Origin of the sequence: Massilia sp. MS-15, assembly GCF_020176695.1 — a bacterium.
Taxonomy (GTDB): domain Bacteria; phylum Pseudomonadota; class Gammaproteobacteria; order Burkholderiales; family Burkholderiaceae_D; genus Telluria; species Telluria hydrophila.
The window spans coordinates 1-20,034 of the sequence record NZ_JAIWIA010000025.1 but is presented as its reverse complement, the minus strand read 5'-3'; the positions used below and the strand labels follow the sequence as shown (position 1 = coordinate 20,034).

At 67.4% G+C, this 20,034-nt stretch carries 15 protein-coding genes; 5 read left to right on the top strand and 10 right to left on the bottom strand.

From position 1 onward, the window contains the following. Window positions 1-96: 96 nt before the first annotated feature. From acnD to LCI23_RS10965, 5 genes are all read right to left on the bottom strand, one after another. On the bottom strand, window positions 97-2,703 hold the full coding sequence (gene acnD / locus LCI23_RS10985; protein WP_224946502.1) for a Fe/S-dependent 2-methylisocitrate dehydratase AcnD: 2,607 nt from the start codon (window positions 2,701-2,703) through the stop codon (window positions 97-99). 61 nt (window positions 2,704-2,764) lie between these two features. Further along, window positions 2,765-3,925 (bottom strand): 2-methylcitrate synthase, encoded by a 1,161-nt coding sequence (prpC, locus tag LCI23_RS10980; protein WP_224946501.1) that lies wholly within the window; start codon window positions 3,923-3,925, stop codon window positions 2,765-2,767. A 23-nt stretch (window positions 3,926-3,948) separates the two neighbouring features. Beyond that, a complete protein-coding gene (gene prpB, locus LCI23_RS10975; protein ID WP_224946500.1) occupies window positions 3,949-4,839 on the bottom strand; it encodes a methylisocitrate lyase in 891 nt (296 codons plus the stop codon). 206 nt (window positions 4,840-5,045) lie between these two features. Beyond that, on the bottom strand, window positions 5,046-6,707 hold the full coding sequence (locus LCI23_RS10970; RefSeq protein WP_224946499.1) for a cation acetate symporter: 1,662 nt from the start codon (window positions 6,705-6,707) through the stop codon (window positions 5,046-5,048). After that, window positions 6,704-7,054: a DUF485 domain-containing protein gene (locus LCI23_RS10965; RefSeq protein WP_224946498.1), complete on the bottom strand. Its 351-nt coding sequence runs from the start codon at window positions 7,052-7,054 to the stop codon at window positions 6,704-6,706. The genes LCI23_RS10970 and LCI23_RS10965 overlap by 4 nt, the downstream gene beginning before the upstream one ends. Window positions 7,055-7,225: 171 nt before the next feature. Here LCI23_RS10965 and prpR point away from each other — a divergent pair, with 171 nt between their 5' ends. From prpR to LCI23_RS10945, 4 genes are all read left to right on the top strand, one after another. Further along, window positions 7,226-8,851, top strand: coding sequence for a propionate catabolism operon regulatory protein PrpR (gene prpR / locus LCI23_RS10960; RefSeq protein ID WP_224946497.1), 1,626 nt, complete (start codon window positions 7,226-7,228; stop codon window positions 8,849-8,851). Window positions 8,852-8,991: 140 nt separating this feature from the next. Continuing rightward, a complete protein-coding gene (locus LCI23_RS10955) occupies window positions 8,992-10,371 on the top strand; it encodes a pyridoxal-phosphate dependent enzyme (protein WP_224946496.1) in 1,380 nt (459 codons plus the stop codon). Further along, window positions 10,368-11,540 carry a PLP-dependent aspartate aminotransferase family protein gene (locus LCI23_RS10950; RefSeq protein ID WP_224946495.1) on the top strand — a complete coding sequence of 391 codons (1,173 nt, stop codon included), beginning with the start codon at window positions 10,368-10,370 and terminating at the stop codon, window positions 11,538-11,540. Before LCI23_RS10955 ends, LCI23_RS10950 begins: the two co-directional genes overlap by 4 nt. A 131-nt stretch (window positions 11,541-11,671) precedes the next feature. Further along, a complete protein-coding gene (locus LCI23_RS10945) occupies window positions 11,672-12,148 on the top strand; it encodes a 2TM domain-containing protein (protein ID WP_224946494.1) in 477 nt (158 codons plus the stop codon). 1 nt (window position 12,149) lies between these two features. Here the strand turns inward: LCI23_RS10945 and LCI23_RS10940 are convergent, their stop codons facing one another. The 4 genes from LCI23_RS10940 to LCI23_RS10925 all read right to left on the bottom strand — a co-directional run bounded on the left by LCI23_RS10940 (window position 12,150) and on the right by LCI23_RS10925 (window position 16,551). Next, window positions 12,150-12,875 (bottom strand): SDR family NAD(P)-dependent oxidoreductase, encoded by a 726-nt coding sequence (locus LCI23_RS10940; RefSeq protein ID WP_224946493.1) that lies wholly within the window; start codon window positions 12,873-12,875, stop codon window positions 12,150-12,152. Window positions 12,876-12,878: 3 nt separating this feature from the next. Then, window positions 12,879-14,186, bottom strand: coding sequence for a family 1 glycosylhydrolase (locus LCI23_RS10935; RefSeq protein ID WP_224946492.1), 1,308 nt, complete (start codon window positions 14,184-14,186; stop codon window positions 12,879-12,881). Between the two features lie 78 nt (window positions 14,187-14,264). Then, entirely contained in the window at window positions 14,265-14,900 is a 636-nt protein-coding gene (locus tag LCI23_RS10930; RefSeq protein WP_224946491.1) for an SAM-dependent methyltransferase, read from the bottom strand. Between the two features lie 70 nt (window positions 14,901-14,970). Beyond that, window positions 14,971-16,551, bottom strand: coding sequence for a methyl-accepting chemotaxis protein (locus tag LCI23_RS10925; RefSeq protein WP_224946490.1), 1,581 nt, complete (start codon window positions 16,549-16,551; stop codon window positions 14,971-14,973). Between the two features lie 419 nt (window positions 16,552-16,970). Between LCI23_RS10925 and LCI23_RS10920 the strand changes: the two genes are divergently transcribed. Beyond that, entirely contained in the window at window positions 16,971-17,222 is a 252-nt protein-coding gene (locus LCI23_RS10920; protein ID WP_307727724.1) for a hypothetical protein, read from the top strand. Window positions 17,223-17,277: 55 nt separating this feature from the next. On the opposite strand, the gene LCI23_RS10915 is transcribed toward LCI23_RS10920, so the two are convergent. Next, window positions 17,278-20,034, bottom strand: a 2,757-nt coding sequence (locus LCI23_RS10915) for a S41 family peptidase (RefSeq protein ID WP_224946489.1), incomplete at its 5' end; no start/stop codon positions are given.

The window sequence follows — 20,034 nt, the reverse complement described above, 5'->3', positions numbered from 1 at the left end:
CTTGACCGCGTGGGCGGGAAACCCGCCCACCCTACGGACACCGCTTCAGGTAGGGTGGGCGGCTTCGCCGCCCACGCGGTCAAATCACGTATGAAATTACGCGGCCGCTTTCGGGGCCGACGATTCCAGGAAATCCTGCGCGAAACGCTGCAGCACGCCGCCGGCCTCGTAGATCGCCACTTCCTCGGCGGTATCGAGGCGGCAGGTCACCGGCACTTCCACCCGCTCGCCGTTGCGGCGATGGATGACCAGGGTCAGGTCGGTGCGCGGCGTGCGCTCGCCACGCACGTCGAAGGTCTCGGTGCCGTCGATGCCCAGGGTGAGGCGGTTCACGCCCGGCTTGAACTCGAGCGGCAGCACGCCCATGCCGACCAGGTTGGTGCGGTGGATGCGCTCGAAGCCTTCGGCCACGATCGCTTCCACGCCCGCCAGGCGCACGCCCTTGGCCGCCCAGTCGCGCGAGGAGCCCTGGCCGTAGTCGGCGCCGGCGATCACGATCAGCGGCTGCTTGCGCTCCATGTAGGTCTCGATCGCTTCCCACATGCGCGTCACGGTGCCTTCCGGCTCGATGCGCGCCAGCGAGCCGGCCTTCACGTTGCCCATCGCGTCACGCACCATCTCGTTCTTCAGGGTCGGGTTCGCAAACGTCGCGCGCTGCGCCGTCAGGTGGTCGCCCCGGTGGGTCGCGTAGGAATTGAAGTCCTCTTCCGGCAGGCCCATCTTCGCCAGGTATTCGCCGGCGGCGGAATCGAGCAGGATCGCGTTCGACGGCGACAGGTGGTCGGTGGTGATGTTGTCGCCCAGGACCGCCAGCGGACGCATGCCGGCCAGGCCGCGCGCACCGGCCAGCGCGCCTTCCCAGTACGGCGGACGGCGGATATAGGTGCTCTGCGGGCGCCAGTCGTACAGCGGGCTCACCTTCGCGCCATCGTCCGCCACGCGCGCGAACATCGGCGTATATACCTTGCGGAACTGTTCCGGCTTGACGCTGCTCTCCACCACCGCATCGATCTCTTCGTCGGACGGCCACAAGTCGGCCAGGCGGATGTCGCGGCCAGCGGCGTCCGTACCCAGCACGCCCTTCTCGATGTCGAAGCGGATGGTACCGGCGATCGCATAGGCCACCACCAGCGGCGGCGAGGCCAGGAAGGCCTGCTTGGCATACGGGTGGATGCGGCCGTCGAAATTGCGGTTGCCCGACAGGACCGCGGTCGCGTACAGGTCGCGCTCGATGATCTCCTGCTGGATGCTCGGATCGAGCGCGCCGCTCATGCCGTTGCAGGTGGTGCAGGCAAAGGCGACCACGCCGAAGCCGAGCTTTTCCAGCTCCGGCATCAGGCCGGCCTCTTCCAGGTACAGGGCGACCGCCTTGGAACCCGGCGCGAGCGAGCTCTTGACCCAGGGCTTGCGGGTCAGGCCGGCACGGTTGGCGTTACGTGCGATCAGGCCGGCCGCGATCATGTTGCGCGGATTGTTGGTATTGGTGCAGCTGGTGATCGCCGCGATGATGACGGCGCCGTCCGGCATCAGACCCGGCTCGTTTTCCACCACGCCTGAAATGCCGCGCTCCGCCAGTTCCGAAGTCGGCACGCGCTTGTGCGGATTCGATGGACCAGCAATGTTGCGCACCACCGTCGACAGGTCAAAGGAGAGCACGCGCTCGTACTGCGCTTGTGCGAGGCTGTCGGCCCACAGGCCGGCCTGCTTGGCATAGGTTTCGACCAGCTGCACGGTCTCTTCCTCGCGGCCGGTCAGGCGCAGGTACTTGATGGTCTGTTCGTCGATGTAGAACATCGCGGCGGTGGCGCCGAATTCCGGCGCCATGTTCGAGATCGTCGCGCGGTCGCCCAGCGTCAGGCTGGACGCGCCTTCGCCGTAGAACTCGAGGTAGGTGGAAACGACTTTCGACTGGCGCAGGAATTCGGTCAGCGCCAGCACGATGTCGGTGGCGGTGATGCCCGCCTGCGGCTTGCCCGTCAGCTCGACGCCGACGATGTCCGGCAGGCGCATCCAGGAGGCGCGGCCGAGCATGACGCTTTCCGCTTCCAGGCCGCCCACGCCGATCGCGATCACGCCCAGCGCATCGACCATCGGAGTGTGCGAGTCGGTGCCGACCAGGGTATCCGGATAGGCCACGCCCTGTTCCTGCTGGATGACCGGCGACATGCGCTCCAGGTTGATCTGGTGCAGGATGCCGTTCCCCGGCGGGATCACGTCCACGTTCTGGAAGGCCTTCTTGGTCCAGTCGATGAAGTGGAAACGGTCTTCGTTGCGGCGGTCCTCGATGGCGCGGTTCTTGGCGAAGGCATCCGGATCGAAGCCGCCGCATTCGACCGCCAGCGAGTGGTCGACCACCAGCTGGGTCGGCACCACCGGATTGACCAGGGCCGGATCGCCGCCCTGCGCGGCGATGGCGTCGCGCAGGCCGGCCAGGTCGACCAGGGCGGTCTGGCCCAGGATGTCGTGGCAGACCACGCGCGCCGGGAACCAGGGGAAGTCGAGCTCGCGCTTGCGCTCGATGATCTGCCTGAGCGAGTCGGTGAGCGTGGCCGGGTCGCAGCGGCGGACCAGGTTCTCGGCCAGCACGCGCGAGGTATAGGGCAGCGTGTCGTAGGCGCCCGGCTGGATCGCATCGACCGCGCTGCGCGTGTCGAAATAGTCCAGCGCGGTGCCGGGAAGGGGTTTGCGGTGATTGGTGTTCATGGCGGTACTCGTGTGATTGGCCGGCGCGGGAGCATGCCCGGCCGGCGCATTCTGTTGACGCTCAGGTGCGGTCGGCGATCGGGACGAACTGCAGGTCTTCCGGACCGACGTAGTTCGCGCTCGGGCGGATGATCTTGTTGTCGATGCGCTGCTCGATGACATGGGCCGACCAGCCCGAGGTGCGCGAGATCACGAACAGCGGCGTGAACATGGCGGTCGGCACGCCCATCATGTGGTACGACACAGCCGAGAACCAGTCCAGGTTCGGGAACATCTTCTTGACTTCCCACATCACCGATTCCAGGCGCTCGGCGATGTCGAACATCTTCATCGAGCCGGCTTCCTGCGACAGGGTGCGCGCCACTTCCTTGATCACCACGTTGCGCGGGTCGCTGATGGTGTACACAGGGTGGCCGAAGCCGATCACGACTTCCTTGTTGGCGACGCGGTTGCGGATGTCGGCTTCGGCCTCGTCGGCGTTTTCATACCGCTTCTGGATGTCGAGCGCGACTTCGTTGGCGCCGCCGTGTTTTGGTCCGCGCAGTGCGCCGATCGCACCGGTGATGGCCGAGTGGATGTCGGAACCGGTGCCGGCGATCACGCGCGACGTAAACGTCGATGCATTGAACTCATGTTCGGCGTACAGGATCAGCGAGGTGTGCATCGCGCGCACCCACGAGTCGCGCGGCTTTTCGCCATGCAGCATATGCAGGAAATGGCCGCCGATCGAATCGTCATCCAGCTCGACCTCGATGCGTTTGCCGTTATGGCTGAAGTGGTACCAGTACAGCAGCATCGAGCCGAACGACGCCATCAGGCGGTCGGCGATGTCGCGCGCGCCGGCGATATTGTGGTCGTCCTTCTCGGGCAGGGTGCAGCCCAGCACCGACACGCCGGTGCGCATCACATCCATCGGGTGGGCGCCGGCCGGCAGCGCTTCCAGCGCGCTCTTCACCGCTTGCGGCAGGCCGCGCAGCGATTTCAGCTTGGCCTTGTAGCCCTTCAGTTCTGCCTGGGTGGGCAGCTTGCCGTGTACCAGCAGGTAGGCGATTTCCTCGAACTCGCAGGTGTTCGCGACGTCCAGGATGTCGTAGCCGCGGTAGTGCAGGTCGTTACCCGACTTGCCCACCGAGCACAGCGCGGTATTGCCAGCGGCGACGCCGGACAGGGCCACCGATTTCTTCGGCTTGAACGTTGGGGTCTCGTTGTTCTGGGTGCTCATGCGTGGATTCTCCTGAGTCTGTGTTATGTGGTTTTCTTCTGGGCGAACAGCGCGTCCAGTTTCTGCTCGTAGCGATGGTAGTCGATGCGGTCGTATAGTTCGGCGCGGGTCTGCATCGTCTCTAACACGTTCTTCTGGGTGCCGTCGCGGCGGATCGCCTGGTACACGTTCTCTGCCGCCTTGTTCATGGCGCGGAAGGCCGACAGCGGATACAGCGCGATGGACACGTTGGCGCTGCGCAGCTCGTCGAGCGTGAACAGCGGGGTCGAGCCGAACTCGGTGATGTTGGCCAGCACCGGCACCTTGACGGCGTCGGCGAACTGCTTGTACATCTCCAGGCTCGTCATCGCTTCCGGGAAGATCATGTCGGCGCCCGCTTCCACGCAGGCGACGGCGCGCTCGATGGCGGCGTCCAGCCCTTCCACGGCCAGCGCGTCGGTCCGCGCCATGATCACGAAGTCCTCGTCGTGACGGGCATCGGCGGCGGCCTTGACGCGGTCCACCATCTCGTCCTTGCCGACGATTTCCTTGCCCGGACGGTGGCCGCAGCGCTTGGCGCCGACCTGGTCCTCGATGTGGCAGGCGGCGGCGCCGGCCTTTTCCAGGCTGCGCACGGTGCGCGCCACGTTGAAGGCCGAGGCGCCGAAGCCGGTGTCGATATCGACCAGCAGCGGCAGGTCGCACACGTCGGTGATGCGGCGCACGTCGATCAGCACGTCTTCCAGGCCCGAAATGCCCAGGTCAGGCAGGCCCAGCGAGCCGGCGGCCACGCCGCCGCCCGACAGGTAGATGGCGCGGTAGCCGGCGCGCTTGGCCAGCAGCGCGTGGTTGGCATTGATGGCGCCGATGACCTGCAGCGGGGATTCTTCCTGGACGGCCTTGCGGAAGGCGGCGCCAGCGGAGGTGAGACTCATGCTTGTCCTTTCGAGTGATGCGTTGAGCGAATACGGCTTAGCTAATGCAAGTGGCGTGCCAGTCACGCTTTCGCCCGAATTTCAAGGACTTGGCGAAGTTTGCCCCACCCGCGCGTTTCAATCGAACGCAACATGGAACATCAAATGAAACATTGTAGCAACAAAAAACCCCGCCGGAGCGGGGTTCGGTGATCGAAGCGCGGGCTTCAGTGGGCCGAGGCGGCCGCAGCGCCGATGCCGGTCTCCGAGCGCACTTCCTGCGCTTCGAAGCCGGCCTTGTCGATCGCGGCGCGCGGGCTCTTGTCGGTGACCGAGAAGAACCAGATACCGAAGAAGCCGACCGCCATCGAGAAGATCGCCGGCGAGGTGTACGGGAAGATCGCTTGCGCATTGCCCAGCACATCGACCCAGACCGACTTCGACACCAGGGTCAGCACGACGGCCGTGGCCAGGCCCAGGAAGCCGCCGACGGTGGCGCCACGGGTGGTGCAATCCTTCCACAGCACCGACATGAACAGGACCGGGAAGTTGGCCGAGGCGGCGATCGCGAAGGCCAGCGACACCATGAAGGCGACGTTCTGCTTCTCGAACGCGATCCCGAGCAGCACCGCGATGACGCCCAGCGCGATGGTGGTGATCTTCGACACCTTCAGCTCATCGGCGCTGTTGGCCTTGCCCTTCTTGAACACGGTGGCGTACAGGTCGTGCGACACCGCCGAGGCGCCCGACAGGGTCAGGCCGGCCACCACCGCCAGGATGGTCGCGAAGGCCACCGCCGAAATGAAGCCGAGGAAGATGTCGCCGCCCACGGCATTGGCCAGGTGCACCGCCGCCATGTTGTTACCGCCCAGGAGCTTGCCGGCGGCGTCCTTGAAGGCCGGATTGGTACCGACCAGCACGATCGCGCCGAAGCCGATGATGAAGGTGAGGATGTAGAAGTAGCCGATCCAGGTGGTGGCCCACAGCACCGACTTGCGCGCTTCCTTCGCGCTCGGGACGGTGAAGAAGCGCATCAGGATGTGCGGCAGGCCGGCGGTGCCGAACATCAGCGCCATGCCGAAGGAGATCGCCGAGATCGGGTCTTTCAGGAAGGTGCCCGGGCCCATGATCGATTCGCCCTTGGCATGCACCTCGGTGGCGGCCGAGAACAGCTGCTCGGGGCTGAAGTTGTACTGCGCCAGCACAGCAAACGCCATGTAGGACGCGCCCGACAGCAGCAGCACGGCCTTGATGATCTGCACCCAGGTGGTCGCGGTCATGCCGCCGAACAGCACGTAAACCATCATCAGGAGGCCCACGATCACCACCGCGATCCAGTATTCCAGGCCGAACAGCAGCTTGATCAGCTGGCCGGCGCCGACCATCTGCGCGATCAGGTAGAAGGCCACCACCACCAGGGTGCCCGACGCCGCGAACACGCGGATCGGTTTCTGGTGGAAGCGGTAGGCCGCCACGTCGGCGAAGGTGTAGCGGCCCAGGTTGCGCAGGCGCTCGGCCATCAGGAAGGTGATCACCGGCCAGCCGACCAGGAAGCCGATGGCGTAGATCAGGCCATCGAAACCGTCCAGGAACACGGCGGCGGAAATGCCGAGGAAGCTGGCTGCCGACATGAAGTCGCCTGCGATCGCCAGGCCGTTCTGGAAGCCGGAGATGCCGCCCCCGGCGGTGTAGAAGTCGGAGGCCGAGCGGGTCTTGGCGGCGGCCCACTTGGTGATGAACAGGGTCAGCACCACGAAGATCGCGAACATGCTGATCGCGGTCCAGTTGGTGGCCTGCTTGGTGGCCTGGCCGAGGTCGGGCGCGGCCAGGACGGCGCCGCTGGCGGCCAGCAGCGCCGGCGCCAGGACGATACGGTTCAGGGTGTTCATGCGGCCACCTTCCTTCCGCTGCCGTTGCTGCTGCCGTTGCCGCTGGCCGCATTGGCCTTGATGGCGTCGGTCAGGCGGTCGTACTCGCCGTTGGCGCGGCGCACGTAGATGGCGGTGACCACGACGGTAAACAGGATCACGAACAGGCCCAGCGGAATGCCCCAGGTCATGACGCCGTCGCCGAAACGGCTGCCCATGAATTCCTTGTCGAAGGCGCAGAGCAGTGTGAAGCCGTAGTACACGACCATCATGCTCCAGGTGAGGATCCAGCCGAAGCGCGAGCGCGCCCTGACCAGCTTGCGGTAATTGGGGTCGGCCTTGACCCGCTGTACGATGTCTTGTTCCACTTCTGTCTCCGGTAGTTATCGTGATGCCTTTTTTTACAGGCTGGGGCCCATCCTACGGGTGCGGCCTTACCGCATTCTTACGACCGCTTACTTGCGACCGCTTGGGCGTAGCTGACCGCGCCGCAGGCACTGGCCGCAAGCACGGTGCACGAATCGGCTACACTTGCCGCCATGAGTGATCCCTCCCGCAGCCCCGCCGACGGCGGCGACAAGCCCGTGATCTGGACGGTGTCGGTATCGCGCCTGTCCGACCTGTTCCGCGACATCACCCTCGAGTACGACCACCTGGCCACGATCGAGCCGCTGCACCTGGGCTTCGACGAGGCGGCGCGCCGTATTCGCGAACGCATGGCCACCGAGCGCTGCGACGTGGTGATCGCGGCCGGGTCCAACGCGGCCTACCTGAAGGGCCGGGTGGCGGCGCCGGTGGTGGTGGCCAGGGCCAGCGGCTTCGACGTGATGCAGGCGCTGGCGCGGGCGCGCCGGGTGTCGGCACGCATCGGCGTGATCAGCTACGGCACACCCTTGCCCGAACTGGCCGACTTCGCCGCGACGTTCGGTCTCGACATCGCCCAGCGCACCTACGTCACGGAAGAAGATGCGCGCGCCGCCATCCATGAACTGAAAGCCGCGGGCATTGCCGTGATCGTCGGCGCCGGCCTGGCCACCGACCTGGCCGAGGAAGCGGGGCTGGCCGGGGTGTTCCTGTATTCGGCCGCCTCGATCCGCCAGGCCTTCGACGACGCGCTCGAAATGGCGCGCCTGACCCGGCTCGAAGAGAACCACGGCCGGCGCAGCGCCTCGCTCGAGGCGCGCCGCGCGCGGCGCGGCCTGCACGACCTGCGCGGCGATTCAGGCGCGATGGAGCGCCTGCGCCAGACCGTGGTGCTGTATGCGCGTTCGCCGGCCACGGTGCTGATCCAGGGCGAGACTGGCAGCGGCAAGGAACTGGTGGCCCAGGCGATCCACCGCGAGGGCTTGCGGCGCGCGCTCAACCGCCCTTTCGTGGCGGTGAACTGCGGCGCGATCGCCGAGTCGCTGCTGGAATCGGAACTGTTCGGCCACGAGGAAGGCGCCTTCACCGGGGCCCGGCGCGGCGGCCATGCGGGCCTGTTCGAGGCCGCCAACGGCGGCACCCTGTTCCTCGACGAGATCGGCGAAATGCCGCTCGGCCTGCAGACGCGCCTGCTCCGCGTGCTGGAAGAGCGCGAGGTGATGCGCGTGGGCGGCACCCGGCCGGTACCGATCGAGGTGCGCGTGATCAGCGCCACCCATTGCGACCTGGAAGCGCGCGTGCGCGAGGGGCGCTTCCGGGCCGACCTGTTCTACCGACTGGCCGTGCTGCGCCTGGCCCTGCCGCCACTGCGCGCGCGGCGCGCCGACATCGTGCCGCTGGCCGAATGGTCGCTCAAGGGCGCGCTGGCCACGCTCGACGCGCGTCCGCATCCGAACCTGCGCGCCGAGATCGGGGCCTGCGCCGCGCTGCTGGAAGCCTACCCCTGGCCCGGCAACGTGCGCGAGCTGCGCAACCTGATGGAGCGCCTGGCCCTGTTCATGGCGGCCGAGCCGCTGCAGGCGCTGACCCCGGCCTTCCTGCTGGCGATCGCGCCCGAGCTGGCGCAGGGGGCGGCCGGATCACCGTCCCTTTCCCCTGCCCTCCCGACTGCATCCGGGGAAAGCCTGGACGAGGTGCTGGCCCGCTTCGGCGGCCAGCGCGACGCCGCGGCCCGGCACTTGGGCATCAGCCGCACCACCCTCTGGCGGCGCCTGAAGAAGCGCCAGGCCGGCCATCGGTAGCGGGATCAACACCGGCGCGGCTATTCGCCGTATCATGGCATTTTTGTATGGCCTGGCGCCGGAGGAGCGCCAGCTCGTCGACCAGCGTCCGCCCACGAAGCGGCGCGCCAACCGGGCCCGGCCCGGCCTTCGGAGGCACTATGCAACATGCGTCGCAAGCTGCACTGTTTTCCCTGATCGGTGACACCCCCTTGATCGAAGTGACCCGGATCGACACCGGTCCCTGCCAGCTGTTCCTGAAACTCGAATCGCAAAACCCCGGCGGCTCCATCAAGGACCGCATCGGCCGCGCCATGATCGAACAGGCCGAGCACGACGGGCGCCTGGCGCCCGGCGGCACGGTGGTCGAAGCCACCGCTGGCAACACCGGCCTGGGCCTGGCCCTGGTGGCGCGCATCAAGGGCTACCGGGTGGTGCTGGTGGTGCCCGACAAGATGGCGGCCGAGAAGATCCTGCACCTGAAGGCGCTCGGCGCCGAGATTCACCTGACCCGGTCCGACGTCGGCAAGGGGCATCCCGAGTATTACCAGGACTATGCGGCGCGCCTGGCCAGGGAGATTCCCGGCGCCTGGTTCGCCGACCAGTTCAACAACCCGGCCAATCCGCGCGCCCACGAGACCTCCACCGGACCCGAGATCTGGGACCAGGTCAACCACCGGCTGGACGCGATCGTGGTCGGCGTCGGCTCTTCCGGCACCCTTACCGGTCTGTCGCGCTATTTCAGGAAGGTGCAGCCGAACCTGGAATTCGTGCTGGCCGACCCCAAGGGTTCGATCCTGGCCGACTATGTGAATACCGGCGTGCTGCGCACCGACGCAGGTTCATGGGCGGTGGAAGGCATCGGCGAAGATTTCATTCCCGGCATCGCCGACCTGTCGCGCGTGAAGAAGGCCTACACCATCGACGACGAGGAAAGCTTTTCGAGCGCGCGCCTGCTGCTGCAGCAGGAAGGCATCCTGGGCGGTTCGTCCACCGGCACCCTGCTGGCAGCAAGCCTGCGCTACTGCCGCGAACAGACCCGGCCCAAGCGCGTGGTCAGCTTCGTGTGCGACACCGGCACCCGCTACCTGAGCAAGGTGTACAGCGACGGCTGGATGGTCGACCAGGGCCTCATCACGCGCCCCAGGACGGGTGACCTGCGCGACCTGATCGGGCGCCGCCACGACCAGGGCGAGGTGGTGACTGTCGCCCCCACCGACACCCTGCTCACCGCCTTCAACCGCATGCGCAACGCCGACCTGCAGCAGCTGCCGGTGATCGACGCCGCGGGCCGGCTGACTGGCCTGATCGACGAATCCGACCTGCTGCTGCACGTGACCGGCAAGGGCGGCGACTTCCACGCCCCGGTCTCGGCCACCATGACTTCCTCGCTGCAGACCCTGCCGCCCACCGCCGGCATGGGCCAGCTGCGCGAGATCCTCGACCGCGGGCTGACCGCCGTGATCCACGACGGCGAGCGCTTCTACGGCCTGATCACCCGCTACGACCTGCTCAACCATCTTCGTAGGACGCTCTCATGACCGACCAGCACAAGCACATCGCCACCCGCGTCATCCACGGCGGTCAGGCGCCGGAACCGGCCACTGGCGCCGTGATGCCGCCGATTTTCGCCACCTCGACCTTCCGCCAGGAGAGCCCGGGCGTGCACAAGGGCCTGGACTACGGCCGCTCGCACAACCCGACCCGCTGGGCGCTGGAACGCTGCGTGGCCGACATCGAAAGCGGCAGCGCCGCCTTCGCCTTCGCTTCCGGCCTGGCCGCGATCGCGGCGGTGCTGGAACTGCTGCCGGCAAACTCGCACGTCGTGGCCGGTGACGACATGTACGGCGGCACCTATCGCCTGTTCGAGCGCGTGCGCCGGCGCAGCGCCGGCCATGCGTTCAGCTACGCCGACCTGACCGACCCCGATGCCCTGGCCAGGGCCCTCACGCCCGAGACGAAGCTGGTGTGGGTCGAGACCCCGACCAACCCGATGCTCAAGCTCGCCGACCTGGCGGCGATCGCGGCGTTGTGCCGCGCGCGCGGCGTGATCACCGTGTGCGACAACACCTTCGCCAGCCCGATCGTCCAGCGCCCGCTGGAACTGGGCTTCGACATCGTGGTGCACTCGACTACCAAGTACATGAACGGCCACTCGGACGTGATCGGCGGCGTGGCGGTGGTGGGCCGCGAGGAGCGCCACGCGGCCCTTGCCGAGGGGCTCGGCTTCATCCAGAACGCCGTGGGCGCGATCCAGGGTCCGTTCGACAGCTTCCTGGTGCTGCGCGGGATAAAGACCCTGGCCCTGCGCGTGGAGCGCAGCAGCGCCAACGCGCTGGCCCTGGCCCGGTGGCTGGAGCAGCAGCCGAAGGTGCGCAAGGTGTTCTACCCGGGCCTGGAATCGCACCCCCAGCATGCGCTGGCGCGGCGCCAGATGAACGGTTTCGGCGGCATCGTCTCGATCGACCTGGCGACCGACCTGGCCGGCAGCCGGCGCTTCCTCGAAGCCTGCGAGGTCTTCACCCTGGCCGAAAGCCTGGGCGGGGTCGAGAGCCTGATCGAGCACCCGGCCCTGATGACCCATGCGACCATCCCGCCCGAGCAGCGCGCCGGACTGGGCATCGGCGACGGCCTGATCCGGCTGTCGGTCGGCATCGAACACCTGGAAGACCAGCGCGACGACCTGCGCCGCGCGCTGGCCGCGATCTAGGGGATGCCTCCACCCATGGGGAACGTGTCCCTGTCGTGTCCCTGTCGTGTCCCTGTCGTGTCCCTGTCGTGCCGCTGTCGTCGCGTTGAAAGTGCGAAGATCCCATACTTGGGGCTCCGCACAAGGAGAAGATGATGTCGATTCAAAAAATGCGTCTCAAGCGAGGCTGGTCGCAACAGCAACTGGCCGACGCCAGCGGCCTGAGCGTCCGTACCGTCCAGAGAATCGAGTCCGGACAAGCTGGCAGTGTCGAGTCGATCAAATCCATCGCTGCGGTATTCGGAGTCGATTTCTCAACCCTTTCCAGCGAGGCGATCATGGCGGACAAACAGAGCGGTGCGGAGGCAATCCGCGAACGAATGGCATTCATGCGGGTACAGCGCATCCGCGGCTTTTATATGCACCTGATGCTGTATCTGGTCGTGACGGCTGGATGCGGCGTCATCGATTTATTCACGTCGCCGGGCATCCTCTGGTTCGTCGGCCTGGCGCTGTTCTGGGGCCTTGGCGTTCTGATGCATTCCCTGACGGTGTTCGTCTTCGAACGCTACTTTGGCGGCCCATGGGAACTGGACGAGGTCGAGAAACTACTGGGACGCCCTCTCTAGCCTAGAGCTGGCACAGGCGGCCGCCGTCGACCAGCAGCGAGGCGCCCTGGATGAAGCCCGCGTCGCCCGACGCCAGGAAGGCGATCGCGGCGGCGACCTGCGCGGGCTTGCCCACCTCGGCGGGACCGAGGTGCTCGGTGCCAGATTTCACCTGCGGGTTATTCCACAGCATCGGGGTGTCGACGGCGCCAGGCAGGATGGCGTTCACCCGGATGCCCTTCGGGATGCCTTCGATCGCCGCCGAGCGCGTCAGGGAAAGCAGCGCTGCCTTGGCGGCGGCGTAGGGTGCGACGTTCGGCTCGGTTTCCAGCGCATGCACGCTGGCGACGTTGACGATCGCGCCGCCGGGCCGCATATGCAGGAAGCCCTGCTTGATGAAATAGAATGCGCCCAGCAGGTCGACCCGCAGTACCTTGTTCCAGTCCGCGCCGTCCAGTTCCTCGATCGGCCGGAACATCATGAGTCCGGCGTTGTTGACGACGACATCCAGCCGGCGGTAGCGCTGCATGACCTGGTCGACGGCAGCGGCCACCTGGCCCTCGTCGCCCACGTCGCACACCACCTGCAGCGTGTTGCCGGGGACCTGCGCGGCGGCTGCCGCCAGCGCCTGCTCCTCCTGGTCGACCAGCGCAACCGCCGCACCCTCGGCGCCGAAGCGCTGCGCCGTGGCGAGGCCGATGCCGCCGGCAGCGCCGGTAACGATCACGACCTGGTTCGAAAAGCGCATGGCCTAGTCGGTATTCCTGGGCGCGCCAGTGGCTGCCACCGGGTCGGATATCGTGCGCGGCCGGGAACCGCAGCACTCCGGATAATCCTCATCGATCGCCAGCGGTACCTGCAGGCACACGCTTTGGGTCGGCAGGACTTCGGTCCAGTCGCGGATCAGGTCGCGGTAGGCCAGGCCCACCGGCCGCAGCTTGCGCTCAAGATCGGCCAGCCCGAGCGCATTGACGTGGCCCCTGTCCTCGCGCAGGCCGCTGTCCCAGTCCACCTGGTCGGTCAGCGAATACCAGGTGAAGCCGACCAGCGGGACGCCATTGTTGCGCACCCGCAGCACGTTGGCCCATTCCTTGCGCAGCCAGCGCACCGCTTCGTCGCCGCACGGACCTTCGCACAGATTGGTCTCGGTGTGCATGACCGGCAACTGGTAGCGGTTGTAGTACTGGTGGGTGATGACCGCGTAGCCGAAGATCTCCCCTGAAGCCGTGCTGGTTCCAGCATCCGTTACCAGATGCTCGTTGGTCTGGTAGTAGTCGTTTCCCATGATGCAGTGGTGCTTCAGGTTATTGTTGAGGAAAAAGTGGTACTCCTCGCGCGTCATGCCGTTGTCCAGCAGGTACTCGTACATGGTGGAGTCGACCCGGCGCCCGTAGTTCAGGTCGAGCGACAGGAAGCGGCGCGCGTTCATGGTTTCCGCCGGCCTGATCGCCGCCGGCGACCTGGCATGGAAGTACTCGGTCGATTCGCTCTGCACGAACAGCGCGTCCGGGCGCACTTCCAGGATCGCGCGCATGGCCAGCAGGTTCGCCTTCACCACGTGCTTCATGGCCGTGACGAAGGCGCGGTCGCTGCGCAGCTGCTCGTTCCACCAGCCATACAGGGCCGAGAACAGCGCACAGATCGACATCTCGTTGACCGGCGTGTACATCTGGATCCAGGGATAGCGCAGCGCGAAGGCGCGCGCGTAGTCGGCGAAGATGGCGGGGAAATCCGGATTCTGGAAGTTGCCGAGGAAGTCGGGCAGGCCGAAGTGGCACAGGTCGACGATGGCGACCAGGCCGCGCCGCCGCAGCGCGGGAAAAGTATCGTCGGCGAAGGACCAGTCGTAGCGCCTGGGGCCGACCAGGGTAGTGTGCAGCGGCGGGCCGTAGCGCAGGAAGCGGATGCCGAGTTCCTCGACCAGGTCGAAGTCGCGCCGCCAATGGCGGTAATGGCCGCACTTGTCCATCTCGTCCATGCGATGCCTGCCGCCATCGATGGTCGGGATGCTGTTCTCGATTCCGGTGGCAAACAGGAACCCCGGTTGGTTCGTGACCATGCGCTGTCTCCCCGCACGACGCCGACAATGCATTGTCGGCGATCGGCGGCAGAAGTCAACGGGCGCGCGTGCCCGTGCTCAGCGCGGGTAGGTGAAACCGGTGCGGATGTCCATCGGTACCAGGCGCGCGCCCTCGCGCACCATCAGGCGTTGCGGCGGCTCCTCGCCGGCCAGCACGCGCCGGGTGATCGGCAGCCCTTCCGCCTTGCGCACCAGCTCGTCGCTGCGCTCGTAGACGTTGGGGCAGCCGGTCGCCTTGAGGAGCGCCTGCACGATGGTGACTTTCCACAGGTCGACGCCGGCGGCATTGAACTGGCACACCAGGTAGCCGGCCGGGCCGCCGTAGGCGTGCACCAGCAGTCCGGACAGGCCATCCTGCTCGCCATCGACCAGCTGGACCAGGGCCTGCGGGTCGGCTTGCGCCAGCATGGGAGCGCGGCGCTCGACGGCGGCCTGCACCCGGCGCTTGATCAGCGCATGGTCCACCGGCTCGCTTTCAACCAGGGTCCAGACCCGGGCCGCGATCTGCGACTTGGCGTTGTAGGCGGCGCGCGCCAGGAAGCGCCGCGCCGAGGACTGCACCAGCGCGGTGGCGCCCGGCTTGCCGCGTTCCATGGGCTTGCCCTCGACCTTCTCGATCGCGGACAGGTAGATCCAGGGGTCGCCGGACAGCAGGGCCTGTTCCTTGCCCTGTTTGATGGTGATGATGAGCATGCGCGGCTTTCGTTTTCAAGGTCGGCATGATACAGCAAGCCGCGCCCCTGCCGCTTGCTTGTCGCCCGCTTCAGGCGGCGGCCAGTGCGCGCGGCGCCTGCGCGCCCGTGCGCAGCTTGAAGGTCGCCACCAGTTGCGACAGCTCGGCCGCCTGCCGGCGCATCGATGCCGCGGCGGCTGCGGCCTGTTCGACCATGGCCGCGTTCTGCTGCGTCGATTCGTCGATCTCGGCGATCGCCTGGCTCACCTGGGCCACGCCGCTGGCCTGCTCGCTGCTGGCGTCGTGGATGGTGTCGAGCAGCCCGGCCACGTCGTGCACGTGGGCCAGTACCGCACGCATGGTTTCGCCCGCGGTACCGGCGATATCGGTGCCGGCCGCGACCTCCTGCGCCGATGCGCCGATCAGCTGCTTGATTTCCTTCGCCGCCGTCGCCGAGTGCTGGGCCAGGCTACGTACCTCGGCCGCCACTACCGCGAAGCCGCGTCCTTCGGCACCGGCGCGCGCCGCTTCCACCGCCGCGTTCAGCGCCAGGATGTTGGTCTGGAAGGCGATGCTGTCGATCATGGCGGTGATGTCGACGATGCGCGCGCTCGAGGCCTTGATCGCGCCCATGCGCGCCACCACCTGCTCGACCGCCTCCGCGCTGCGCACCGCCACGCTGGAGGCCGAGCGGGCCACGGCATGGGCCGAGCGCGCACTGGCATTGTTGCGGGCGATGGCCGCGCCCAGTTCGTCCATCGCCCCGACGGTCTGGCGGATCGCCGCAGCCTGGCGTTCGGTACGGCGCGCCAGGTCCTGGTTGCCCTCCGCGATATCGCCGGACGCCATGTCGATCTCCCGTGCACCCTGCATCACCTGGGACACGGTGGCGGACACGCCGCCCGTCATGCCGTTGAGCGCATCGAACAGGCGGCCTATCTCGTCGTGGCGGCCGTGGCGGATCACCGGACGCAGGTCGCCGTGCGCCACCTGCTCGGCCAGCATGGCGGCCTGGCGCAACGGGCCGACGATGTTCCGGGTCAGGATCCAGGCCATGGCGGCACCGATCGCAAGCGCGCCGGCGCCCAGGGCCAGCACCAGCGACTTGCCGGCCAGCGAGGCGGCAGCCGACTCCGCGGCGAGACGGCGCGCCTCTTCCGTCTCGTGGGCCAGCAGGGCCTCCAGCGCGCCGGCATACGCCCGGTAGCCCTGTTCCCAGTCGCCGGCCACGAGACCCTCGACGACCTGGGTCTGGCCGAACTCCTTGGCCTGGAACAGCGCGGCCTGGATCCTGGCCAGTGCCGCCTTGCGCCTGCCCGCTTCGGCGACCAGCCCGGCCTCGCGCGCCGACAGCGGCAGCCTGGCCAGCTTCGCTTCGAGCACGGACGCGGCCTGTTTGCCCTGGGCCAGCTGGGTGCCGAAGTAGTCGGCCAGCTCCAGGCTGTCGCTGCGCGCGATGGCGACTGTGCGCGAGCCGTTCAGGCGCTCGACGCCGAGCAGGTCGGCGCTCAGCTGCTGCTTGGCCAGCTTGTCGTAGACGAGGTCATGGGTGAGCCCGTCAGTGGACTGCATGCGCCACAGCGCCACGGCCGACAGGATCAGGATCAGGAGGGAGACGATACCGAAGGCGCCAAGGAGCTTGGTGCCGGTCTGCAGCTTCTTAAGTGGCATTGCACGTATCCGAGTGAGTGGAATACTTGCAGTGTAGAAATTATATGTGACAGCGTGATGAATGTTGACACGACGGCGGCGCTGAACGGTTCCGGCCGTCGCGCAAGCAGGCGCGACAGCCGTTGCAGACCTGCCTCACGCTCAGGTCGATGCAGGAAGCGCGCTCCGCCCTGCGCGGCCAGGCGCGGCAGCTAGACTGGCGGATGCGGATCTTGCATGGCTTTCAACTGGGACATTTTGTCTCGATGTATGGACATTGCTTTTGAGTAGAATGCCTCAACAGCGCCATCGGCACCATCGGCACCATCGCCGCATGGCCGAGCGCTGACGTTTTCTTCTCACTCCTCTTCGAATGACACTGCCCGGCGCCGTGGTGAACCGCTGCTCCTCAGTCCAAGTAATAGCCTGGAAATACGCAAATGATGGATATGGAATGGTTCCCCGTGGTCTTCTTCACGTTCAAGGTCGTTGCGCTCAGCATCGGCATGTTCTTTGCCGTCAAGTGGCACTACGATCAAGGGAAGAAGCATCCGGACCGCAAGAAGGAGATGCGGGCGGTGATGGGAACCGGCGCCAGGGTGGCCGTGCTGTTCGTGCTGCTGGTCGTGATCCTGGGCTTCGTCACCTACCTGCTGGCCACGAAGCTGGGCCTGGACTTGCGCCTGCCGTGATGGCAAGGCGCAGGCGTGGGGGTAAACCGGCTGCGGTTTCGCCCACGCCCCGGGCTTACTTGCCGCCTGGCGCTACCTTGCCGGAAGCTTCTCCCGCTTCCCACTGGCGCTTGAGCGCCGGAATCGCCGCCGGCTTCCATGGCTTGACCGGCTGCTCCTTCATCTTCTTCTCCAGTACTTCGAGCGCCACTTCCAGCTGGCGGTCACGGCCCTCGAAGGTCTCGTGCGGCAGGTTGTCGACCTCGATGTCCGGGCTCACGCCCACGCCTTCGATCAGCCACTCGCCGTCGGCCGCGAACTGGCCGAACTCGGCCACCCGCGCCATGCCGTTATCCAGCAGGCTATTGCCGTCGCTGAGCCAGACGCCGGCGCCGGCGGTGCGCTTGCCGACCAGGGGACCCAGCTTCAGGGCCTTGATGCCGGCGGCGAAGGTTTCGCCGTCGGAATAGGTCAGCTCGTCCATCAGCACCACCAGGTGGCCGCGGAAGGTGTTCTGCATGTTCGACTGCGGCAGGTTGCCGTTCGCGCTCCAGAACGCCCATGAGCGGCGCAGCAGCTTCTCGATGATCCAGCTGTCGATGTTGCCGCCGTTGTTGCGGCGCACGTCGATGATCAGGCCTTCCTTGTTGATGTTGGCGTAGAAGTCGCGCGCGAAGGCGTTGATGTCGCGCGCGGTCATCGCGCGCAGGTGCAGGTAGCCGATCCTGCCCTTCGAGGCGCGCTCGGCCTGTTGCGCCCTGCCCTGCTCCCAGTCGGCGTAGCGCAGGCTGGCATGGCGCGCCATGCTGACCGGGGTGACGATCACGGCGCGCGGCTTGCTGTCCGGCTTCGCGCCCGCGCTCTTCACGTGCAGCAGCACCTGCTTGTCGGCCTGGTCCAGCAGCAGGTCGGCGATGTCGCGCGCCTCGACCAGCGACTTGCCATTGACGGCGGTGATGATGTCGCCTTCCTTCACCCCCACGTCGGGCTGGGCCAGCGGGCCGCGCTCGGACGGCAGCTCCGGCTCGCTGCGGTAGACGCGTTCGACCCGGAAACCGTCCGCCACGCGCGTGAACACCGCGCCCAGGCTGGAAGGCGCACCCTCGCCCGGCGCGCGGCGCACGTCGCCCGGCCGGATCTGCGAATGCAGCGCCCCGACTTCGCCCACCATCATGCCCAGCACGTCGTCCAGTTCGGCGCGGTCGGTGACGCGCTCGACCAGCGGCGCGTAGCGCGCGCGGGCGGCGTTCCAGTCCACGCCGCGCATGTTGGCGTCGTACAGGAAGTCGCGGTGCATGCGCCAGGCATCGTTGAACATCTGCTTCCATTCCAGGCGCGGGTTGGTGCTCACCGCCCAGTCGTCGAGCTTGACCTTGGCCTTGCCCAGGTCGGCCGGGGCCTTGGCGCCGGCCGCCACGATCAGCATGTCGCCCGGCCCGCTGCCGGCGCTGCGGTAGAAGATGTGCTTGCGGTCGGCGCTCAGGCCGAACTCGCGCACGTTGGTCACGAAGGTTTCCAGGGACGGGCTGTTGCGCGAGATCTCCAGGGTCTTCAGCGCACTGCTGCGGCCACCCTCCGTGTCCAGCACGTACAGGCGCTTGTCGTCGACCGCCAGCGCGCGGTAGTTGCCCGGCGCGACCGGTACTTCGTACAGGCGCTCGCGCAGGCCGGCGTAGTCGACCGGCGGCGTCGGCACGGCTTTGGCCTTGCCCTTCGCATCGTCGGCGGCCGCAGCGGCGGCGCTGGCGGCAGCCACCGCGGCGACCGCGGCGCTCCTGTCGCCGTCGTCCTTGCCCGGCGCCTGCACGGCGGCGCGGGCAGCCGCTTCCGGCGTCTTTTCTTCCGGCTTGGTCAGCTCGTCCTCGGGCTTGAACGGGAAGCGCACGCCGGGCTGCAGGGCCAGCGCATAGATGCCGACGCGGCGGTCGAACACCGGGCCCATGTTGCGGTCGCCCCAGGGGCCGCCGTTGGCGACGTTGAAGTGGCGGGCGGACAGGAAGTACAGCCACTTCCCGTCCGGCGAGAACACCGGCGAATCGGCCGTGTAGCGGTCGGTGGTGACGAAGTCCTTGGTCTTGCTCGGCAAGTGGTACATGCCGATCTGGTTGCGCTGCTCGCTGCTGCCGACCCGCACGAAGGCCAGGTTGCGGCTGTCCGGCGACCACACCACCTGGTCGGGACCGTCGGCGCCGACCTGCTTGGCGTCGTCGATGATGAGGTTGGTGCGCGCCTGCAGGTCGAGCAGCCAGGTACGGCCCTTCTTGTCGGTATGGGCCAGGTACTTCCCGTCCGGCGACGGGTAGATGCCGGAACGGTGGCTGGCGCCGTCCAGCGTCAGGCGCTCGCCCTTGCCCGAGCCGTCGGCCGCGAAGCGCCAGATCTCGTTCTCGCCGGTGCTGTCCACGAAAGCGTACACCCACTTGTCGTCGTGGCTGAACACGGCGGAGCGCGCGCGCGCGCCTTCCGGCACCGCGATCTCGACCCGGCGGTAGCTGCCGGTACCGGCAATGGTGACCTTGCCACGCGCGGTCAGCACGATGCGCTGGGCCTTGTTGGCCAGCTCGATGCTGGTCAGCGCGTCGAGCGGCGAGCGCACGCGGCGGGTGCGCTGCTGGTCGAAGTCCGATACCAGGCTGGCGGACAGGCGCGTGTCGGCCCCGCTGGCGATGTCGTAGATGCGCAGGTCGGCCCCGAGCTGGTAGGCGATGCGGCCGTCGCCCAGCGAGGCGGTACGCACGTCCCACTCGGTGTGCCGGGTATGGACCCGGCGGTCGCTGCCGTCCGGCAGCACGCGGCGCACCAGCCTGGCCGGGTCCAGTGCGGCGACGATGCG

Bases quoted from the DNA above. Each gene is read 5' to 3' on its own strand.
- LCI23_RS10940 (WP_224946493.1), bottom strand. From the start codon at position 12,875: ATGCGCTTTTCGAACCAGGTCGTGATCGTTACCGGCGCTGCCGGCGGC.
- LCI23_RS10930 (WP_224946491.1), bottom strand. From the start codon at position 14,900: ATGCTCATCATCACCATCAAACAGGGCAAGGAACAGGCCCTGCTGTCC.
- LCI23_RS10955 (WP_224946496.1), top strand. From the start codon at position 8,992: ATGCAACATGCGTCGCAAGCTGCACTGTTTTCCCTGATCGGTGACACC.
- prpR (WP_224946497.1), top strand. From the start codon at position 7,226: ATGAGTGATCCCTCCCGCAGCCCCGCCGACGGCGGCGACAAGCCCGTG.
- LCI23_RS10920 (WP_307727724.1), top strand. From the start codon at position 16,971: ATGATGGATATGGAATGGTTCCCCGTGGTCTTCTTCACGTTCAAGGTC.
- acnD (WP_224946502.1), bottom strand. From the start codon at position 2,703: ATGAACACCAATCACCGCAAACCCCTTCCCGGCACCGCGCTGGACTAT.
- prpC (WP_224946501.1), bottom strand. From the start codon at position 3,925: ATGAGCACCCAGAACAACGAGACCCCAACGTTCAAGCCGAAGAAATCG.
- LCI23_RS10945 (WP_224946494.1), top strand. From the start codon at position 11,672: ATGATGTCGATTCAAAAAATGCGTCTCAAGCGAGGCTGGTCGCAACAG.
- LCI23_RS10935 (WP_224946492.1), bottom strand. From the start codon at position 14,186: ATGGTCACGAACCAACCGGGGTTCCTGTTTGCCACCGGAATCGAGAAC.
- LCI23_RS10950 (WP_224946495.1), top strand. From the start codon at position 10,368: ATGACCGACCAGCACAAGCACATCGCCACCCGCGTCATCCACGGCGGT.
- LCI23_RS10970 (WP_224946499.1), bottom strand. From the start codon at position 6,707: ATGAACACCCTGAACCGTATCGTCCTGGCGCCGGCGCTGCTGGCCGCC.
- LCI23_RS10925 (WP_224946490.1), bottom strand. From the start codon at position 16,551: ATGCCACTTAAGAAGCTGCAGACCGGCACCAAGCTCCTTGGCGCCTTC.
- prpB (WP_224946500.1), bottom strand. From the start codon at position 4,839: ATGAGTCTCACCTCCGCTGGCGCCGCCTTCCGCAAGGCCGTCCAGGAA.